At 67.8% G+C, this 16,526-nt stretch carries 17 protein-coding genes; 6 read left to right on the top strand and 11 right to left on the bottom strand.

Annotated features, from left to right (window positions below):
- Nucleotides 1-21 precede the first annotated feature (21 nt).
- A complete protein-coding gene (locus ACFE7F_RS02630; protein ID WP_375402284.1) occupies nt 22-945 on the top strand; it encodes a manganese catalase family protein in 924 nt (307 codons plus the stop codon).
- 157 nt (nt 946-1,102) lie between these two features.
- Here the strand turns inward: ACFE7F_RS02630 and mutS are convergent, their stop codons facing one another.
- The 7 genes from mutS to ACFE7F_RS02665 form a co-directional block, all read right to left on the bottom strand.
- On the bottom strand, nt 1,103-3,679 hold the full coding sequence (gene mutS, locus ACFE7F_RS02635) for a DNA mismatch repair protein MutS (RefSeq protein ID WP_375402339.1): 2,577 nt from the start codon (nt 3,677-3,679) through the stop codon (nt 1,103-1,105).
- A 34-nt stretch (nt 3,680-3,713) separates the two neighbouring features.
- Nucleotides 3,714-3,992, bottom strand: a complete 279-nt coding sequence (locus tag ACFE7F_RS02640; protein ID WP_375402285.1) for a type II toxin-antitoxin system RelE/ParE family toxin — start codon at nt 3,990-3,992, stop codon at nt 3,714-3,716.
- The gene (locus ACFE7F_RS02645) at nt 3,980-4,159 is read right to left on the bottom strand and encodes an antitoxin (protein WP_375402286.1); all 180 of its coding nucleotides are present in this window, start codon (nt 4,157-4,159) and stop codon (nt 3,980-3,982) included. Before ACFE7F_RS02645 ends, ACFE7F_RS02640 begins: the two co-directional genes overlap by 13 nt.
- Before the next feature lie 33 nt (nt 4,160-4,192).
- Entirely contained in the window at nt 4,193-4,342 is a 150-nt protein-coding gene (locus tag ACFE7F_RS02650; protein WP_375402287.1) for a hypothetical protein, read from the bottom strand.
- Nucleotides 4,343-4,461: 119 nt separating this feature from the next.
- Nucleotides 4,462-5,355 carry a PEPxxWA-CTERM sorting domain-containing protein gene (locus ACFE7F_RS02655; protein WP_375402288.1) on the bottom strand — a complete coding sequence of 298 codons (894 nt, stop codon included), beginning with the start codon at nt 5,353-5,355 and terminating at the stop codon, nt 4,462-4,464.
- Between the two features lie 63 nt (nt 5,356-5,418).
- Nucleotides 5,419-5,712 (bottom strand): helix-turn-helix transcriptional regulator, encoded by a 294-nt coding sequence (locus ACFE7F_RS02660; RefSeq protein ID WP_375402289.1) that lies wholly within the window; start codon nt 5,710-5,712, stop codon nt 5,419-5,421.
- 285 nt (nt 5,713-5,997) lie between these two features.
- Entirely contained in the window at nt 5,998-6,537 is a 540-nt protein-coding gene (locus ACFE7F_RS02665; RefSeq protein ID WP_375402290.1) for a hypothetical protein, read from the bottom strand.
- 101 nt (nt 6,538-6,638) lie between these two features.
- Here ACFE7F_RS02665 and ACFE7F_RS02670 point away from each other — a divergent pair, with 101 nt between their 5' ends.
- Both ACFE7F_RS02670 and ACFE7F_RS02675 read left to right on the top strand, forming a co-directional pair.
- The gene (locus tag ACFE7F_RS02670; RefSeq protein ID WP_375402291.1) at nt 6,639-8,900 is read left to right on the top strand and encodes an NADP-dependent malic enzyme; all 2,262 of its coding nucleotides are present in this window, start codon (nt 6,639-6,641) and stop codon (nt 8,898-8,900) included.
- A gap of 5 nt (nt 8,901-8,905) precedes the next feature.
- Nucleotides 8,906-9,547, top strand: coding sequence for a peptidylprolyl isomerase (locus ACFE7F_RS02675; RefSeq protein ID WP_375402292.1), 642 nt, complete (start codon nt 8,906-8,908; stop codon nt 9,545-9,547).
- Here the strand turns inward: ACFE7F_RS02675 and ACFE7F_RS02680 are convergent.
- Together ACFE7F_RS02680 and ACFE7F_RS02685 are read right to left on the bottom strand one after the other, a co-directional pair.
- A complete protein-coding gene (locus tag ACFE7F_RS02680) occupies nt 9,544-10,332 on the bottom strand; it encodes an SDR family oxidoreductase (RefSeq protein WP_375402293.1) in 789 nt (262 codons plus the stop codon). The genes ACFE7F_RS02675 and ACFE7F_RS02680 overlap by 4 nt on opposite strands.
- A 177-nt stretch (nt 10,333-10,509) precedes the next feature.
- On the bottom strand, nt 10,510-11,655 hold the full coding sequence (locus ACFE7F_RS02685; RefSeq protein ID WP_375402294.1) for an acyl-CoA dehydrogenase family protein: 1,146 nt from the start codon (nt 11,653-11,655) through the stop codon (nt 10,510-10,512).
- A gap of 150 nt (nt 11,656-11,805) precedes the next feature.
- Between ACFE7F_RS02685 and ACFE7F_RS02690 the strand changes: the two genes are divergently transcribed.
- The 3 genes from ACFE7F_RS02690 to ACFE7F_RS02700 all read left to right on the top strand — a co-directional run bounded on the left by ACFE7F_RS02690 (nt 11,806) and on the right by ACFE7F_RS02700 (nt 14,711).
- A complete protein-coding gene (locus ACFE7F_RS02690) occupies nt 11,806-12,633 on the top strand; it encodes an SDR family NAD(P)-dependent oxidoreductase (protein ID WP_375402340.1) in 828 nt (275 codons plus the stop codon).
- Nucleotides 12,630-14,048 carry an MFS transporter gene (locus ACFE7F_RS02695; protein WP_375402295.1) on the top strand — a complete coding sequence of 473 codons (1,419 nt, stop codon included), beginning with the start codon at nt 12,630-12,632 and terminating at the stop codon, nt 14,046-14,048. The genes ACFE7F_RS02690 and ACFE7F_RS02695 overlap by 4 nt, the downstream gene beginning before the upstream one ends.
- A gap of 120 nt (nt 14,049-14,168) precedes the next feature.
- Nucleotides 14,169-14,711: a CHAP domain-containing protein gene (locus tag ACFE7F_RS02700; RefSeq protein ID WP_375402296.1), complete on the top strand. Its 543-nt coding sequence runs from the start codon at nt 14,169-14,171 to the stop codon at nt 14,709-14,711.
- A gap of 13 nt (nt 14,712-14,724) precedes the next feature.
- Here the strand turns inward: ACFE7F_RS02700 and msrB are convergent, their stop codons facing one another.
- Together msrB and ACFE7F_RS02710 are read right to left on the bottom strand one after the other, a co-directional pair.
- Nucleotides 14,725-15,216 carry a peptide-methionine (R)-S-oxide reductase MsrB gene (gene msrB / locus ACFE7F_RS02705; RefSeq protein ID WP_375402297.1) on the bottom strand — a complete coding sequence of 164 codons (492 nt, stop codon included), beginning with the start codon at nt 15,214-15,216 and terminating at the stop codon, nt 14,725-14,727.
- A 58-nt stretch (nt 15,217-15,274) separates the two neighbouring features.
- Nucleotides 15,275-16,525: a cytochrome P450 gene (locus ACFE7F_RS02710; protein WP_375402298.1), complete on the bottom strand. Its 1,251-nt coding sequence runs from the start codon at nt 16,523-16,525 to the stop codon at nt 15,275-15,277.
- Nucleotide 16,526: the final 1 nt, after the last annotated feature.

The raw sequence follows: 16,526 nt of genomic DNA on the forward strand, positions 1-16,526 counted from the left end.
CTCCGTACGGAGCGTTGTCCCATGTTCATGCGAGTCGACAAGCTGCAGGCCAACCTGCCGCCGCCCAAAAAGAAGGACCCGAACGCCGCCGCCGCGCTCCAGGAGCTGTTGGGCGGCAAATACGGCGAGATGTCCACGCTCAACAACTACATGTTCCAGTCGTTTAATTTCCGGTCCAAGTCGAAGCTCCGTCCCTTCTACAGCTTGGTCGCCGCCATCACGGCCGAGGAGTTGGGGCATGTCGAGCTCGCGTCGAACGCCGTGGCGATGCTCGCCAACGGTCCGGACGACGAGGCGGACGATACGGGCGACGGCGGCGACATTTCGGGCGCGCCGTATGCCGACATGAGCGACATGCGGTTGGCGGCGGCGTTCCTGTCAGGTGGGGGCGGCGCGATGCCCGTCAATTCGAACGGGCACGGCTGGAACGCCGACTTCGTGACCACCAGCGGCAACGTGGTCACCGACCTGCTCCACAATTTCCACCTGGAGTGCGGCGCGCGGCTCCACAAATTGCGCGTGTACGAGACATTGACCGATCCGACGGGGCGCGAGGTGTGCGGGTACCTGCTGGTGCGTGGATCGGTCCACGCGCACGCCTATGCGCTGGCGCTGAAGAAGATCACGGGCGTCGCGATCGAGAAGATGCTGCCGACCCCTAACATCGATCTATCGAAGATCCCCGAATGCCAAAAGTACCTGGACGAGGGCGCGCATCGGCGGCTCTACACCTTCAGCCCCAGCGATTATAAAGAGATGGCGGGCATCTGGACCGACGAGACCGCGTTGCCGGGCGACCCGCAAGGCCAGCTGGAAGTGATCGACGGGATGCCCGAAGGCGGCAAGATCCACGACCTGACGGGTACGCCGAGTGCCTTCACCCCGGACTACGCGCCCGAGGAGATGTTCGAGATCGCCGAGAAGCTATACAAAAAGTCGCGTTGAGTTAGCTTCGAACCCTCTCCCGCTTTCGCGGGAGAGGGATAGGCGCAGTACGCGCCAGGGTGAGGGCCGGACTTCTGCCGGAAAGGTCCACCCCTCACCCTCGCCGCGGCTACGCCACGTCTTTCCCTCTCCCGCTTTCGCGGGAGAGGGTTCGCGTTTAGCTCTCCCGCGCCATCGCTTTCAGTCGGTATAGAGCTTCGAGCGCCTCCCTCGGCGTGAGCGCGTCCACATCGAGCGCTTCCATTTCCGCCCGGAGCGGATCGGGCACAGGCTCCACCGCCGCGACCGCCGCGAACAGCGGCAGGTCGTCCAGCCCCGCCGCCAGCCCGCCGGTCTTCGCGCGGCCAGCCTCCAGCTTGGCCAGCACCGATTTGGCGCGCGCGACGGTTGCTGGCGGCATGCCCGCCAGCCGCGCGACCGCCAGTCCGTAGCTTCGGTCGGCGGGCCCTTTCGCCAGCTCATGGAGCAGCACCAGCTCGCCCTTCCACTCGCGCGCACGAACATGGCGGAGCGACAGCGCGGGCAAGCGTTCGGCAAGGCGCGTCAGCTCGTGATAATGCGTCGCAAACAGGCACCGGCAGCGATTATCGTCATGGACCGCCTCCACCACCGCCCAGGCGATGGCGAGCCCGTCATAGGTCGAGGTGCCGCGCCCGACCTCGTCGAGGATCACGAAGCTGCGCGGGGTCGCCTGCGCCAGGATCGCAGCGGTCTCGACCATCTCGACCATGAAGGTGGAGCGGCCGCGCGCGAGGTTGTCGGACGCGCCGACGCGGCTGAACAGCCGGTCGACGAGGCCGAGCGTGGCGCTGGTCGCAGGGACGAAAGAACCGGCCTGCGCGAGCACCGCGATCAGCGCATTTTGGCGGAGGAAGGTCGATTTGCCGCCCATGTTCGGGCCGGTGACGAGCCACAGCCTGGACTGCTCCGACAGGCGGCAATCGTTCGCCACGAAGCGGTCGCCGCATGCGGCGAGCGCCGCTTCGACCACCGGGTGCCGGCCGCCCTCGACCTCGAAGCAGGGGTGATCGACCAGACGCGGGCGAACCCATCCGCCCTCCGCCGCGCGCTCGGCGAGGCCGGCCGCGACATCCAGCCGGGCGAGCGCGTCGGCGGTGTCGGCGATCGCGTTGCGCGTGCCGAGCGCGGTGGCGGTCAGTTCCTCCAGATGTGCGGCCTCGGCGGTGAGCGCGTGACCGCCGGCCTGGGTCACGCGCATCGCGATCTCGTGAAGCTCGGGCGTGTTGAAGCGGACCACGCCCGCGAGCGTCTGGCGGTGGGTGAAGCCGCTGTCGGCGCGCATCAGCGGATCGGCAGCGCGCGCGGGCACCTCGATATGATAGCCCAGCACGCCGTTATGGCGGACCTTGAGCGAGGGGGTGTTCGTGCGACCGCGTAATTCGCCCTCCAGCGCGGCGATCGCGCGGCGCCCACCCGAGCCGACATCGCGCAGCTCGTCGAGCGCGGCGTCGTAGCCGGGGGCGATATAGCCGCCGTCGCCCGCCTCGATCGGCGGCTGCGGCACCAGCGCGCGCTTGAGCAGATCGATCAGCGCGCCGTGCCCGCGCAGGCGGGGAGCGAGTTCGGTCAGGAGCGCAGGCGACCGGTCCAGTCCCGCCAATCGTTCGCCGAAGGTCCACGCGCCATCGAGACCATCGCGCAGCTGCGCCAGATCGCGCGGGGAGCCCCGGCCCGCCGCCAGTCGGCCGAGCGCGCGACCTAGATCGGGGAGAGCGCGCAAGGTGGCGCGGAGCCGTTCGCGCAAAGCGGCGTCGTCATGCAGGAACGCGACAAATTCCAGCCGGCGGTCGATCGCCGCACGGTCGTGGAGCGGCGCGCCGATATCCGCGCCCAGCAGGCGCGCCCCGCCGCCCGTTACCGTCCGGTCGACCGCGTCGAGGAGCGAGCCCTTTCGCTCGCCCGCGGCCGTGCAGCACAGCTCCAGGCTCTCGCGCGTCGCGGCGTCGATCGCCATCGCGTCGGTCGAGGAATGGAGGACGGGCGGGCGCAGGAAGGGGAGGGCGCCCTTGCCGTTGTGCTCAAGATAGGCGACCAGCCCGCCCGCCGCGGCCAGCTCGGCGCGGCCGAACCGGCCGAAGCCGTCGAGCGTCGCGACCGCGTGCATCCGCTTCAGCCGCGCCTCGCCGCCCGCGCTGTCGAAGTCGACCTTGGGGCGGAGCGTCGTCGCGCATTCGGGCCAGGCGGTCGCCTCCGACGCGACCACCTCGGCGGCCGATAGCCGCGCCAACTCGGCGGGAAGCGAACCCGCATCGGTGCGGATCACCTCGAACCGCCCGGTCGAGATGTCGGCGGCAGCTAGCGCGAGCTCCCCTCCCGTTTCGCCGATCGCCACGCACCAGTTCGCCGCCCGTGCATCAAGCAGAGCCTCCTCCGTCAGCGTGCCCGCGGTGACGACGCGAACGATCCCGCGCTCGACCAGCATCTTGGACCCGCCGCGCGCCCGGGCGGCGGCGGGCGTCTCCGTTTGTTCGGCGACGGCGACGCGGTGCCCCGCCTTGATCAGCCGTGCGAGGTAGCCGGTCGAGGCGTGGACGGGGACGCCGCACATCGGGATGGGTGTCCCTTCGTGCTCGCCGCGCGCGGTGAGCGCGATGTCGAGGCACGCGGCCGCGATCCGCGCGTCGTCGAAGAAAAGCTCGAAGAAATCGCCCATTCTATAGAAGAGGAGCGCGTCGCCCGCCTCGGCCTTCAGCGCGAGATATTGGGCCATCATAGGGGTGGAGGCGTTCGCGGCCATGCCGGGCGCTTCAGCCGCGTTCGGGGCGTTGCGCACCGTGCCGGATGCCGAGGATGAAGACGCGATCCTTCTCGACCCTGTATCGGATGATGTAGGGCGGGACGATCACCAGTTCGCGACGCACGTCATCCGCCGGTCGACCGCGCTCCGAGAACTGTTTCAACGACTCGCCCGCGTTCCAGAGACGTTCGGCGATCCGCTCGGCGGCGTTGGGGTTGAATTGCGCGATGTAGGCCCTGATGCTTCTAAGCCTGAGAAGGGCCGCGCGCGTCCAGATTACCTCAGCCATTCCGGCGGCATGGGCTGTTCATCGGGCTTGCCCCAGTTCTGGAGCCACCCACGCACCTTCTCGTGCGGTACGACGCGCCCCGCCTCAATGTCCGCTTCCGCTTCGGCGTCCATCGCGGCGATCGCCTTTGGGTCGGGCTGCTCGAAGATAGCGGGCTCGTGCTTCATAGAACGGGCCATAAGCCGCCCGGCGGTGCTTGCCTAGGGCTCGTCCTCCGGTCCGACCTCGTGCAGCCCCGCCAACGTCCGGGCGGTCCATCCGTCCACCCGGTCGTCGGGATCGTTCACCGCAAGCGCCGTCGCGACGGATGGGGAACTCGCCGGCTCAAGCACGACTGCCATAACACGCATGAGTTGATTCCGCACCGGGGCGACGTAATCGCCAGCAACGGGAACGCGCTCTAAAACCAATTCGCCATGCCAAGCGCCGCCGTTCGGCTGTTTGACGACCAGTCGAACCGTCGTCACGGTCAGCGCGCCGGAACGGTTGAGGCGGTGGTCCGCGCCCGCGCCCGCCGCAGCGCGCCGCCGACCAGGCCGAAGCCGAGGATCATCGACGCCCAGGTCGCCGGTTCGGGAACCGCGCCGGGTACGCCGACGGCGGTCAGGAACACGCCCGAGGCTGAAGTATAGGTCACCCCTTCAGGCAAAGTTAGGCCGACTCTGGCGGTGCGGCCGAAATCGGCTATGCCTCCATCGTTCGCGATCGCGTAAAGTGTCAGCGCAAGGGACAGATCGGGCGTCGCGCCATAAAGATCATAGCTGACCGTAATACCGAAGTTATCTCGGATCGCGGACGTGATCTGGTGTGTGTTGAAGCCGCCTACGCCCGTGTTGACACTTCCGTTTTGATACAAGATGTTAAAACCAGCGCCGTTCGACAAACCTTGATTATAAAACGTGCCTTGAAGAATGTGCTGTAGGGTTGATGGGCTAGCTCCATTGATAAATTCGCCAATCGAAGAAAACGCCATGTTTATGGAAGTGATCGTGGTACTCGTCGCGCCAGGAATCGTGAAGCGTAGCGTATCGGAGAACCCAGCTTGCGCGTAGGCTCCCGTAGGTAGGCAGTTAATGATTTGATCGCAGGGGCGGTTGGTGGCCGCCGAGGCTTTCAGCTCGCCGGTGGCGAGGTTGGCGGACGCGAATGCGTCGGCGGTTCCCGTCGGGTATGGATCGAAACTAGCGGCGACACGAGCACCGACAGCACGCGAGCGGTCGCCATTCTTGACTGAGTAACGCTCTGAATCGTTTAGCCGGAAAGTATGCGAGGCGCTTGTGAACAAATCCAAGCCGTAATCTTGCGCCCCGGCCTGCTGCGCGCCGGTAACGGCGAAAATGGCCGCGAGTAGCTGCTTCCTCATCTTTTCGCTCCCTGCCGCCTGACGCGGCCGGGGAACGCTGGCGAAACCAGCCGCCCCGCGCCATCACTCGAATGGCGTATTTACCACCGGCATGCGCGCCAGGAGCCGCATCAGCTCCGCTTGCCGCGTAGTGTCGGTTTTGGAGAACAGGCGGCGAAGGTGGATGCGGGCGGTGGCCACGCTCATGGCGAGCGCTGCGGCGGCGGACTCGACCGAGTGGCCCGCCATTAGCGCTCCGGCCAGCTCCGCCTCGCGCGGGGTCAGGCCGAACGCCTGCGCGTAGAGCGCCGGGCCGCGCCGCGCGGCGATCGGGTCGACGATCGTGACGAGCGCGGCAGCCTCAAGGGGCGCGAGCATCCGGCGCGAGCGGGGAAGCGGATAGGCGACGAGCAGATAGGCCGCGCGGCCGGAGCGCCGCTCCGCCCTAACCGCTCCCGCAACCGGCCGGAGCGCGACGGCTCCGGCGATGACGGCCTCAACGCGCTTCTCATCATTGCAGAGGTGGCAGCGGATCGCGCCGTCGGTGACATCGAGACCCTCACCCCGCGCAAAGATCGCGCGCGCGGCCTCGCCGACTCGCGCGACGCGCCCGCGCTCGTCGATCAGCAGCGCGGCGTCGGCGCTGGCCGCGACCGCGCCTTCTCAGAAGCTCTGCTGGAGCAGCGCTGCGTGCCGGAAACCGAGCCGCAGTGCCCTCGCGATCTCGGGCGCGATCGCGCGAAACCGTTCGCGCGCGGCTGTAGGAGTAGGGCCGTCGGCGACCGAGCGGTACACGCTGACGGCCGCGCGCGTCGCGCCGTCGCCCAAGGGCGCTTGCAGCGCGACGTGGTGGTCCAGACCGATCGCCCCGCGCAGCCAGGACAGGTACTCGCGCGTTCCGGCACCGTTATCGCGGTAGTCCCGGTCCTCAAAGACGCAGGGGGCCGGCATTGCGAACGCGGCCGGAGTTTGCGGGTCGAGCGCACCGAACCCCGCGGCGTAGTCGTCGATCGCGCGGCTGACCGGCGAATGAAACGCGGCGCGCGTCAGCGTGCGCGTCCGCTCGTCGCCAATGACGAACGAGCCTCCCGACCCGCCCAGCGCCGCAACCAGCCGTTCGGTCCAGATTTCCCAGCAGTCGTCCAGGGCGGCGGCGTATGCGCCGTCCATCAACGCCGCTAATTCCTCGTCGAGGGCCGCCATCGAACCTCCAGACCTTCTGTCCGCGCGGCCATGGCCGCTGGCGGCTTCTACCATTGCCTGGCGGATCAAGTAAGAGGGGCGCGTCAGCACCGAGGCCCGCCATGTCCGACGAACCCAACCTTCAGTTTTCCGAGCGCGAGGCGCTATTGTTCCATTCGGAGGGGCGGCCGGGCAAAATCGAGATCGTCGCGTCCAAGCCGATGGCGACGCAGCGTGACCTGGCGCTCGCCTATTCGCCGGGCGTCGCAGTGCCGGTGCGCGCGATCTACGACGATCCGGCCACCGCCTACGACTATACCGCCAAGGGGAATCTGGTGGCGGTTATCTCCAACGGCACCGCGATCCTAGGGCTCGGCAACCTCGGCGCGCTCGCGTCGAAGCCGGTGATGGAAGGCAAGGCGGTGCTGTTCAAGCGCTTCGCCGATGTCGACTCGATCGATCTGGAGGTCGATACGGAGGACGTCGACGCCTTCGTCAACTGCGTCGCGCTGCTCGAGCCGAGCTTCGGCGGCATCAATCTGGAGGACATCAAGGCCCCCGAATGCTTCATTATCGAGCAAGCCCTGCGCGAACGGATGAACATCCCGGTCTTCCATGACGACCAGCACGGCACGGCTATCATCACCGCCGCCGGGCTGATCAACGCCTGCCTGCTCACGCGGCGGCGGATGGATGAGGTGCGGATCGTCGTCAACGGCGCGGGCGCGGCGGCGATCGCCTGCACCGAGCTCGTCAAGGCCATGGGCGTACGTCACGACAACGTGATCATGTGCGACCGTCAGGGCGTCATCTACCAGGGCCGCGAAGAGGGGATGGACCAATGGAAGTCCGCCCACGCCGCCAACACCGACCGCCGCACGCTAACCGAAGCGCTGCACGGCGCGGATGTGTTCCTCGGCCTGTCGGCGGCGGGCGCGCTCAAGCCCGAGATGGTCAAGGACATGGCCCCCGCGCCGATCATCTTCGCCATGGCGAACCCGGAACCCGAGATCCGGCCCGAGGTCGCGACCGCCGCGCGCCCCGACGCGATCGTCGCAACGGGCCGGTCGGATTATCCCAACCAGGTCAACAACGTACTGGGCTTCCCCTATGTGTTCCGCGGTGCGCTCGACGTGCGGGCGACTGCGATCAACGACCGGATGAAGGTCGCCGCCGCCCACGCCATCGCCGACCTGGCGCGCCAGCGCGTGCCGGAGGAGGTCGCGGTCGCATACGGCGTGCGCCACAGCTTCGGCCCCGAATACATCATCCCCGCGCCCTTCGATCCCCGGCTAATGGAGGTCGTGCCGATGGCCGTCGCGCGCGCGGCGATGGACTCCGGCGTGGCGACGCGGCCGATCATCGACATGGACGCCTATCGCCAGCGGCTGCGCGAGCGGTTGAACCCGACCACCTCCGTCCTCACGCTCGCTTACGAGGGCGCGCGCGCCCGGCCCAAGCGCGTACTGTTCGCGGAAGGCGAGGAGGAAGTGGTGCTGCGCGCCGCCATCGCCTTCAAGGAGGGCGGGCTCGGTACCCCCGTGCTGGTGGGGCGCGACGACGTATACGACCGGCTCCGCGCACTGGGCGTCGAGCAGCCGGAGGAGTACGAGCTCCATAACAGCCGCAACTCGCCGCTCGTCCCGTCGATGGTCGAGTTCCTGTACGGCCGGCTGCAACGACGCGGCTATCTGCGCCGCGATGTCGAGCGGATGATCAACCAGGACCGCAACAGCTTCGGCGCGGTGCTGCTCCAGATGGGGCATGCCGACGCGATGATCACCGGCGTGACGCGGACTTACGCGCACACGATGCGCGACCTGCGCCGCGTGATCGACCCCGCCGAGGGCCGCGTGCCGTTCGGCATACACCTGCTCGTCGGGCGAATGCACACCGTCTTCATCGCCGACACCACCGTCAACGAGCGCCCGACCGCCGAGGAGCTCGCCGACATCGCGGAACAGACCGCGCAGGTCGCCAGGCGCATGGGTCACGAGCCGCGCGTCGCGTTCCTGAGCTATTCCACCTTCGGCAACCCGGAGGGCAAGTGGCTGGAGAACATCCGTGCGGCCGTCGGGGTACTCGACGGGCGCGAGGTATCGTTCGAATACGAGGGCGAGATGGCACCCGATGTCGCGCTCAACCCCAAACAGCTGGCGAATTACCCCTTCGCGCGACTGTCGGGGCCGGCGAACGTCCTAGTCATGCCCGGGCTCCAATCCGCCAACATCTCCGCCAAATTGCTGCGTGAGCTGGGCGGCGACGCGATGATCGGACCGATGCTGGTGGGGATGGAAAAGCCCGTCCAGATCGCGCCCATGACCTCGACCGCAAGCGAGCTGGTGACGCTGGCGGTGCTCGCCGCGGGCGGGATCGCACGGTAGCCGGGGTGCGCGGATGGTCGGTGGCGGTATGCGCGGCGCTTGTGGCCGGCTGGGCCCCGGCAGTGGGACAGTCCGGGCTCGTCCGCGTCCGGCTGGAAACCTCGGCCGGGCCGATCACGCTGGCGCTCGACGCCCGGCGCGCGCCGATCACGACCGCGAACTTCATGGCCTACGTCGATGACGGCCGCTTCGACGGCACGGTCTTCTACCGCGCCGCGCGTAGCAAGGCCCGGCCGGGCGCAGGCTTTATCCAGGGCGGCGTCCGCACCGACCTGCGCCGCGCACTACCGCCGATCGATCTGGAGCCGACGAGCCGTACGGGCCTGCGCCACGTCGACGCGACCGTATCGATGGCGCACGGCACCTTCGACGCGTCGGCGACCGGCAATTTCGTCCTGACCGTCGGCCCTTCACCGCAGATGGACGCGCGGGCAGGCTTCACCGGCTACGCCGCTTTCGGCCGCGTGATTGCGGGCATGGACGCGGTCCGCCGCATCCTGGCGCAACCGTCGGGCGGCGGCACCGGCGCCATGCGTGGACAGATGATCCTGCGCCCGGTCAGGATCGCCCGCGCGGTCCGGCTCGACGGGGTGGCCAAGCCGAGCGGGCGGCCCAAGGTGTGGCTGATCCTTCGGGGCGGCGGCTAGGCGTCGATGCTGGTCCCGACCGCCGCATGGACCAACCCGCCATCGACCGTGATCGTGTCGCCCACCACGTAATCGCCCGCCCGACTGGCGAGATAGATTGCCGCGCCCGCCATGTCCTCGTCGACGCCGATGCGACGGGCGGGGATGCCGCGCGCCACTTCGGAGCCGTGGTCGCGCGCCGAGCGGTTCATCTCGCTGGCGAACGCGCCCGGGGCGATCGAGGTGACGTTGATCGCGTCGTCGATCAGCCGCGCGGCCATGCGCTTGGTCAGGTAGATCAGCGCCGATTTGGACGCATGGTAGCTGTAGGTGTCCCAAGGGTTGAGGCGCTGGCCGTCGATCGAGGTGATGTTGATCACCTTGGCCGGGCGCTCGCGGCTGGCGGCCGCTTTTAGCGCCGGGTGAAGCGCCTGGGTCAGGAAAAAGGGCGACTTGACGTTCAGGTCCATGACCTTGTCCCAGCCCTTTTCGGGAAACACCTCGAACGGCTCGCCCCAGGCTGCGCCCGCGTTGTTGACGAGGATGTCGAGCGCGCCCTCGGCCTCGGCATATTGCGCGGCCAGCGCCTGGCAGCCCGCCACGGTGGACACGTCCTGCGGCAGCGCGACGCAGTCGGGGCCGAGTTCGGCCGCTGCCGCGAAGCAGGCGTCGGCCTTGCGCGACGAGATATAGACCTTGGCCCCCTGCGCGATGAAGCCCGCCGCGATCATCTTGCCGATGCCGCGGCTACCCCCGGTGATCAGCGCCGTGCGCCCATCGAGGCGGAACAGGTTGGTCGTGTCCATCAATCTTCTCCTTCGTGTTTCCTTCCCTCTCCCGCTTTCGCGGGAGAGGGTGGCCGAGCGAAGCGAGGTCGGGTGAGGGCGGTTCACGACACGCACTGCCCTCACCCTGGCGCTTCGCGCCTGTCCCTCTCCCGCGGAGCCGAAGGCGGGCGTAGCCCTACGCGGGAGAGGGTTAGGTCAGCCACCGCGCTTCAGCGTCTCGCGGGCGATGATGACCTGCTGAATCTGGCTGGTGCCCTCATAGATGCGGAACAAGCGCACGTCGCGGTACAGCCGCTCGATCCCATAATCCGCGATATAGCCGGCACCTCCGTAGATCTGGACCGCGCGGTCGGCGACGCGGCCGACCATCTCAGACGCGTAGTATTTCGCGGCCGCCGACTCGAGCACCACGTCCTCCTGCCGATCCTTCTTGTCCGCCGTCTCGAGCACCAGCGCGCGCGCCGCCAGGGCCTCCGTCTTCGAGTCCGCCAGCATGCCCTGGATCAGCTGGTGATGGACGATCGGATTGCCGAACTGGTGCCGCTCCGACCCATAGGCGACGCAGTCGGCGATCAGCCGCTCCGCCACGCCGACGCATACCGCCGAGATGTGCAGCCGCCCCCGGTCGAGCACGCGCATCGCGATCTTGAAGCCTTCGCCTTCCGCGCCGAGACGATTGGCGGCGGGGACGACGACGTTGTCGAAATGAACGTCGGAGACCTTGGCCCCTTTCTGTCCCATCTTCTTCTCGGGCTCGCCCAGCGTCACGCCGGGCAGATCGCGGGGTACCAGGAACGCCGAGACGCCGCGCGCGCCCTTCTCCTCGCCCGTGCGCGCCATGACGGTGAAAAGGTCGGCCTTGTCGGCGTTGGTGATATAGCGCTTGGTGCCGCTTAGCCGGTAGGTGTCGCCGTCCTTGACCGCGCGCGTCTTTACCGCGCCGCTATCCGACCCGACATCGGGCTCGGTCAGCGCGAAGCTGGTGATGATCTCGCCGCTCGCGATGCGCGGCAACCAGTGCGCCTTCTGTTCGGGGCTGCCCGACATGACGAGCCCCTGGCTGCCGATCCCGACATTGGTGCCGAAGGTCGACCGAAAGGCGGGCGTGGTCCGCCCCAGCTCGATCGCGACCCGGCACTCCTCCGCCATCGTCAGTGCCAGGCCGCCATGCTCTTCGGGGATGGACAGCCCGAACAGCCCCATTTCGCGCATTTCCTGGACCACATCGTCCGGAATCGCGTCGGCGGCCTCGACATCGGCCTCCAGTGGGCGAAGCCGCTCGGCGACGAAGCGGCGCACGCCGTCGATCAACGCGTCGAAGGTTTCGGGGTCGAGGGCCACGCATCACTCCATCTTGCTGGACGCGTCCGGGCCTACCGAGCGCCGGCGCGCGGCGCAAGAAGCGCAAACCGCATCTTCGAACGGCGCTCGTTGCCCGTCGCGCATACCCATACTATGCTTGCCAAAAGGAGAGGCCCGGTGAGGTTCCCAATGCGGTTCGACGGCAAGCGCGCGGTAGTGACCGGCGGCGCATCGGGCATCGGTCGCGCAACCGCGCTCCGCCTGGCGGAGGAGGGCGCGCAGGTGCTGGTCGGCGACATCGACGCGGCGGGCGCGGCCGAGCTGGCGGACGCGTCGGACGGCCGGATCGCGTTCAAACGGTGCGACGTGACGCGCGCCGACGACCTCGAAGCTTTGATGAACCAGGCCGATGTGGACGGCGGCCTCGACCTTCTGTTCAACAACGCGGGCGCGGGCGGCGCACGCGAGGGGATCGACGCGGTCGAGCCGGGCGAGTGGGACCGCACGATGGCGCTCCTCCTCACCTCCGTCGCGCTCGGCACCCGCTACGCCGCGCCGCCGATGGCCAGACGCGGCGGCGGCGCGATCGTCAACACCGCCAGCGTTGCCGCGCTGGCGAGCGGCTTCGCGCCAACGGCCTATTCGGTCGCCAAGGCGGGCGTGCTGCACCTCACCAAGCTGTCGGCCGCCGACCTTGCCCGGCACGGCATCCGGGTGAATGCGGTCCTGCCGGGGTTCATCACCACCAATATCTTCACCCGCCATCTTGAGATCGCGGAGGAAGCGCGCGCGCAGGCCGACGGTATGATCGCCGCCGTCGCCGCCAAGGCTCAGCCGATCGCGCGCGCCGGGAGCCCGGAGGACATCGCGGCCGCGGTCTGCTTCCTGTTGAGCGACGACTCGTCGTTCATCACCGGGACCAGCCTGCTCGTCGATGGCGGCATGACGGTCGGCAGCCGCGCGAGTTGGGACCCGACATCGCCGACCCTGTTCGAAGCGCTGGACGCGTTCAAATGACCTCCGCCGCAGCGATCCCACCGAAGCGCACGCTATCCCAGCGCACTACGCTGACCTACGGCTTCGGCGCAGTGGCGTATGGCGTCAAGGACAACGGCTTTGGCACCTTCCTGCTGCTCTTCTACAACCAGGTCGTGGGCCTTTCGGCGACCAAGGTCGGCCTCGTCATCGCCGCCGCGCTGATCCTCGACGCGTTCATCGATCCGGCGGTCGGCTTCCTGTCGGACCGGACGCGCTCGCGCTGGGGACGGCGGCATCCGTGGATGTACGCGTCCGCGCTGCCGATCGGGCTCGGCTGGCTACTCGTCTGGAGTCCGCCGATGTGGAGCGAGGAGGCGTTGCTCGGCTGGCTGTTCGTGGCGGCGGTGCTCGTGCGCAGCGCCGTGTCGGCATACGAGGTGCCGTCCGTCGCCCTCACCGCCGAGCTGTCGAGCGACTATGACGAGCGCACGCGCGTGATGGCCTACCGATACCTGTTCGGCTGGATCGGCGGGCTCGGCGCGCTGTTCGCGGGCTATGCCATCTTCCTGACGCCCGATCCGGTGATGGCGGGCCGCGCGGGCTTTTGGACCTACGGAGTCGTCACCGCCGCGCTGATCGTCACCGCTATCCTGGTCTCCGCGATCGGTACGCACCGAGAAATACCTACCTTGCCGCAGGCGACCAAGAGCACCGGGACATTCAGCGACGAACTGCGCGAGATGGGGCAAAGCGTCCGCAACCGCGCCTTCGTGATCCTGATGCTCTCGGCGCTATGCATCTACGTCAATCAAGGGATCAGCTACGCGCTTTCGACATACCTCTACGCGCATGTCTGGCGGTTCGGCGCGGGGGCGTTCGCGGCGATCCCGGCGGTGCTGCTGGCAGGCGCGGTGATCGCGTTCCTGGTCACGCCCCGGATCGGTCGCCGCTTCGGCAAGCCCAAGGCGGCATGCTGCTTGGTCCTGGCCTCCGTCACGCTTCTGACAGGGCCCTATCTCCTCCGGCTGGCGGGGTTGTTCCCGGACCCGGGCGATCCGCGCATGCTGCCGCTCTATTTTGGGTCGGTGACCGTCCAGGCGGCGTGCAACATCTCCGCGATGATCCTGGGCGCGTCGATGATGGCCGACGTGGTCGAGGACGCCGAGGTGAAGACCGGCAGGCGGTCGGAGGGCGTGTTCTTCGCCGGGTCTTTCTTCGTTCAGAAATGCACCAGCGGGATCGGCATCTTCATCGTCGGCGTGATCCTCGATGCGGTGGCGTTCCCGGTCGGAGCCAAGCCCGGCATGGTGCCGACGCCCGTGATCGACGACCTGACGACCGTATTCGTGACGATCTACCTTACGTTGGGCGTGACCGGCGCGTTGCTCTTTACCCGCTTCCCGTTCGGCCGCGCGGAGCATGAGGATAGGCTGAGGACGCTCGCGGTGGACTGATCCAGGTCAGGTCGTCGGCACCGCAACACGGTTCGTCCTGGTTAGTTCCCACACCGCTTTTATATTTTATCTCTGCCTCGTAGCCAAACCGTCGAAGAGCAACCGAAGGCGGCGCTTACCTTGCAGATCAAGAATTTAGCAGCGCGTTTCGCGCTGGCGTTTTCGTGCGCCCTCGGTTTGACGACTCCGGCCGTCGCCCGCTCTTGGCAGTGCGCACCTTATGCGCGCGAGGTGTCGGGCATCCAGATCCGCGGCAATGCGGATACTTGGTGGGCCCAAGCGGCGGGCCGCTACGAGCGCGGCAGAACGCCAAAGGCGGGATCGGTAATGGCGTTCGAGGCGACCCGCCGGATGCGTGTAGGCCATGTCGCGATGGTGTCGCGCGTCGTCGGCGAGCGCGAGGTCCTGCTCACCCACGCCAACTGGTCCAGGCGCGGCGGGATCGAGCGCGACGTGCGCGCGGTCGACGTGTCGGCTGCCGGCGATTGGAGCGCGGTCAAGGTCTGGTACGGACCGCAGGGCGGGCTCGGCACGTCAAGCCACCCGACGCTCGGCTTCATCTACTCGGGCGAGGCACCGAAGACGGCCGACCTACCCGTTGTCCGCATGGCGAATCGCGGCGGAACGATCGGCGTCCAGGCGTTCGTCGACGACCGTTTCTAAACGCGCAGCACCCTCAAGCCGCGCGGAACTTCATCGCCGCGCCGTTCATGCAGTAACGCTTACCCGTCGGCTTGGGGCCGTCGTCGAATACATGCCCCAGATGCCCGCCGCAATTATCGCAGTGGACCTCGATACGCGCGATGAACATCGCTCGGTCGGTCTTTTCCCCGACCGCGCCTGGTAGCGGAGCCCAGAAGCTCGGCCAACCCGTGCCGGACTCGAACTTGGTTTTGCTGGAGAACAGCGCCTGGTCGCACCCGGCGCACCGGAACACGCCCGTGCGCTTTTCAGCGTTCAGGGGACTGGAGCCGGGCCGTTCGGTGCTTTCGTGACGAAGCACGGCGTAGGCGGCGGGGGAGAGCCGCCTTTTCCACTCACTATCGGGCAGCGTGACGGAGAAGCGCTCGGGCTTCTTAGCGTCGGCGTCGCGGCAGCCGAACAGGAGCGCGGCCGCGCCGGCGGTAAAGCCCGCGAGTAGACCGCGGCGGTCTGGGTCGTTGGTCATGGATACGATGTAGTGAGCGCGAGGCGGAAGGGGAGGGGCGGCTTTCATCGCCCCAGGCTCAGTATCTTGAGATCTCCACCGGCAGCTTTCTATACCCGTGCACGAAGCAAGCCGCGACGCGCACCGGCTCGCCCACCACGTTCACGCGCATGCGGCGTCTGGCCATCTCCTCCAGCAGGATGGCGATCTGCATCTCGGCCAGCCGTGCGCCGACGCAGCGGTGGATGCCGTGGCCGAATGCCAGATGCCGCCGGGCATTGGGCCGGTCGACGACGATGTCGTCCGCGTCCTCGCCGAACACGCTCCGGTCGCGGTTCGCCGACACGTACCAGAGCGCGAGCTTGTCGCCCTGTCTGATCTGCTGTCCCTGCAGCTCGTAATCCTGCGTCGCGGTGCGGCGCATGTGCGCCAGCGGCGTCTGCCAACGGATAACCTCCTGCGTGGTATTGCCGATCAGCCCCGGGTCCGCCTCCAATTTAGCGCGTGCGTCAGGGAACTTGTCGAGGCCGTAGGCGAGCGCCGACATGGTATTGCGCGTGGTGTCGTTGCCGCCCACGATCAGCAGGATCAGGTTCCCGATGAACTCCATCTGGTCCATCTCGGCCATAGCGTCCGAATGGATCATCATCGAGATGAGGTCGGGCGTCTGCGGCTGGCCGACCTTGCCGTTCCACAGCTGCGAGAAGTACGCCCCGCATTCGTACATGTGCTGGAGGCGCTGAAGCCGCAGCTCCTCGTTCTTGACCGACTCGATATCGCCCGCCCAGTCGGACCAGAAGGTCAGCTTGCGCCGGTCCGCCCACGGAAAGTCGAACAGGACCGCGAGCATCTGCGTCGTCAACTCGACCGATACGGTATCGACCCAGTCGAACTCCTCTCCCCAAAGCAGCTCGTCGAGCAGCGTCGCCGTTCGCCGGCGCAGGCCGTCCGACATCCGCGTCATCTCCGACGGGGTAAAGGCCGGCGCGACCGTGCGGCGCTGCGCGGTGTGGACGGGCCGGTCGCGCGCGATGAACATCGGCATGCGCACATCGATCGCCGGGTCGAGAAAGTCCGCCAGCGTGATACCGCCCACCTCCGACGAGAAGATTTCGGGGAGCGACTCGACCTCGACGATCGGCTTGTAGGTCGATACCGACCAGTAGGGGCCGAAGCTCGATGCGGGCGTGTAATGGACCGGGGCCTCGGCGCGGAGATGCTCGAACGGGGCCTGCCAAGTGTCGTCGCGAAAGAATTCGGCGCGGCTCACATCGAGCGGATCGAGCGCGGGTTCGGGCGCAAGGTCGGGTCGGGTCATCGCGGTAGCCATC

Source organism: uncultured Sphingomonas sp. (genome assembly GCF_964235535.1).
Taxonomy (GTDB): domain Bacteria; phylum Pseudomonadota; class Alphaproteobacteria; order Sphingomonadales; family Sphingomonadaceae; genus Sphingomonas.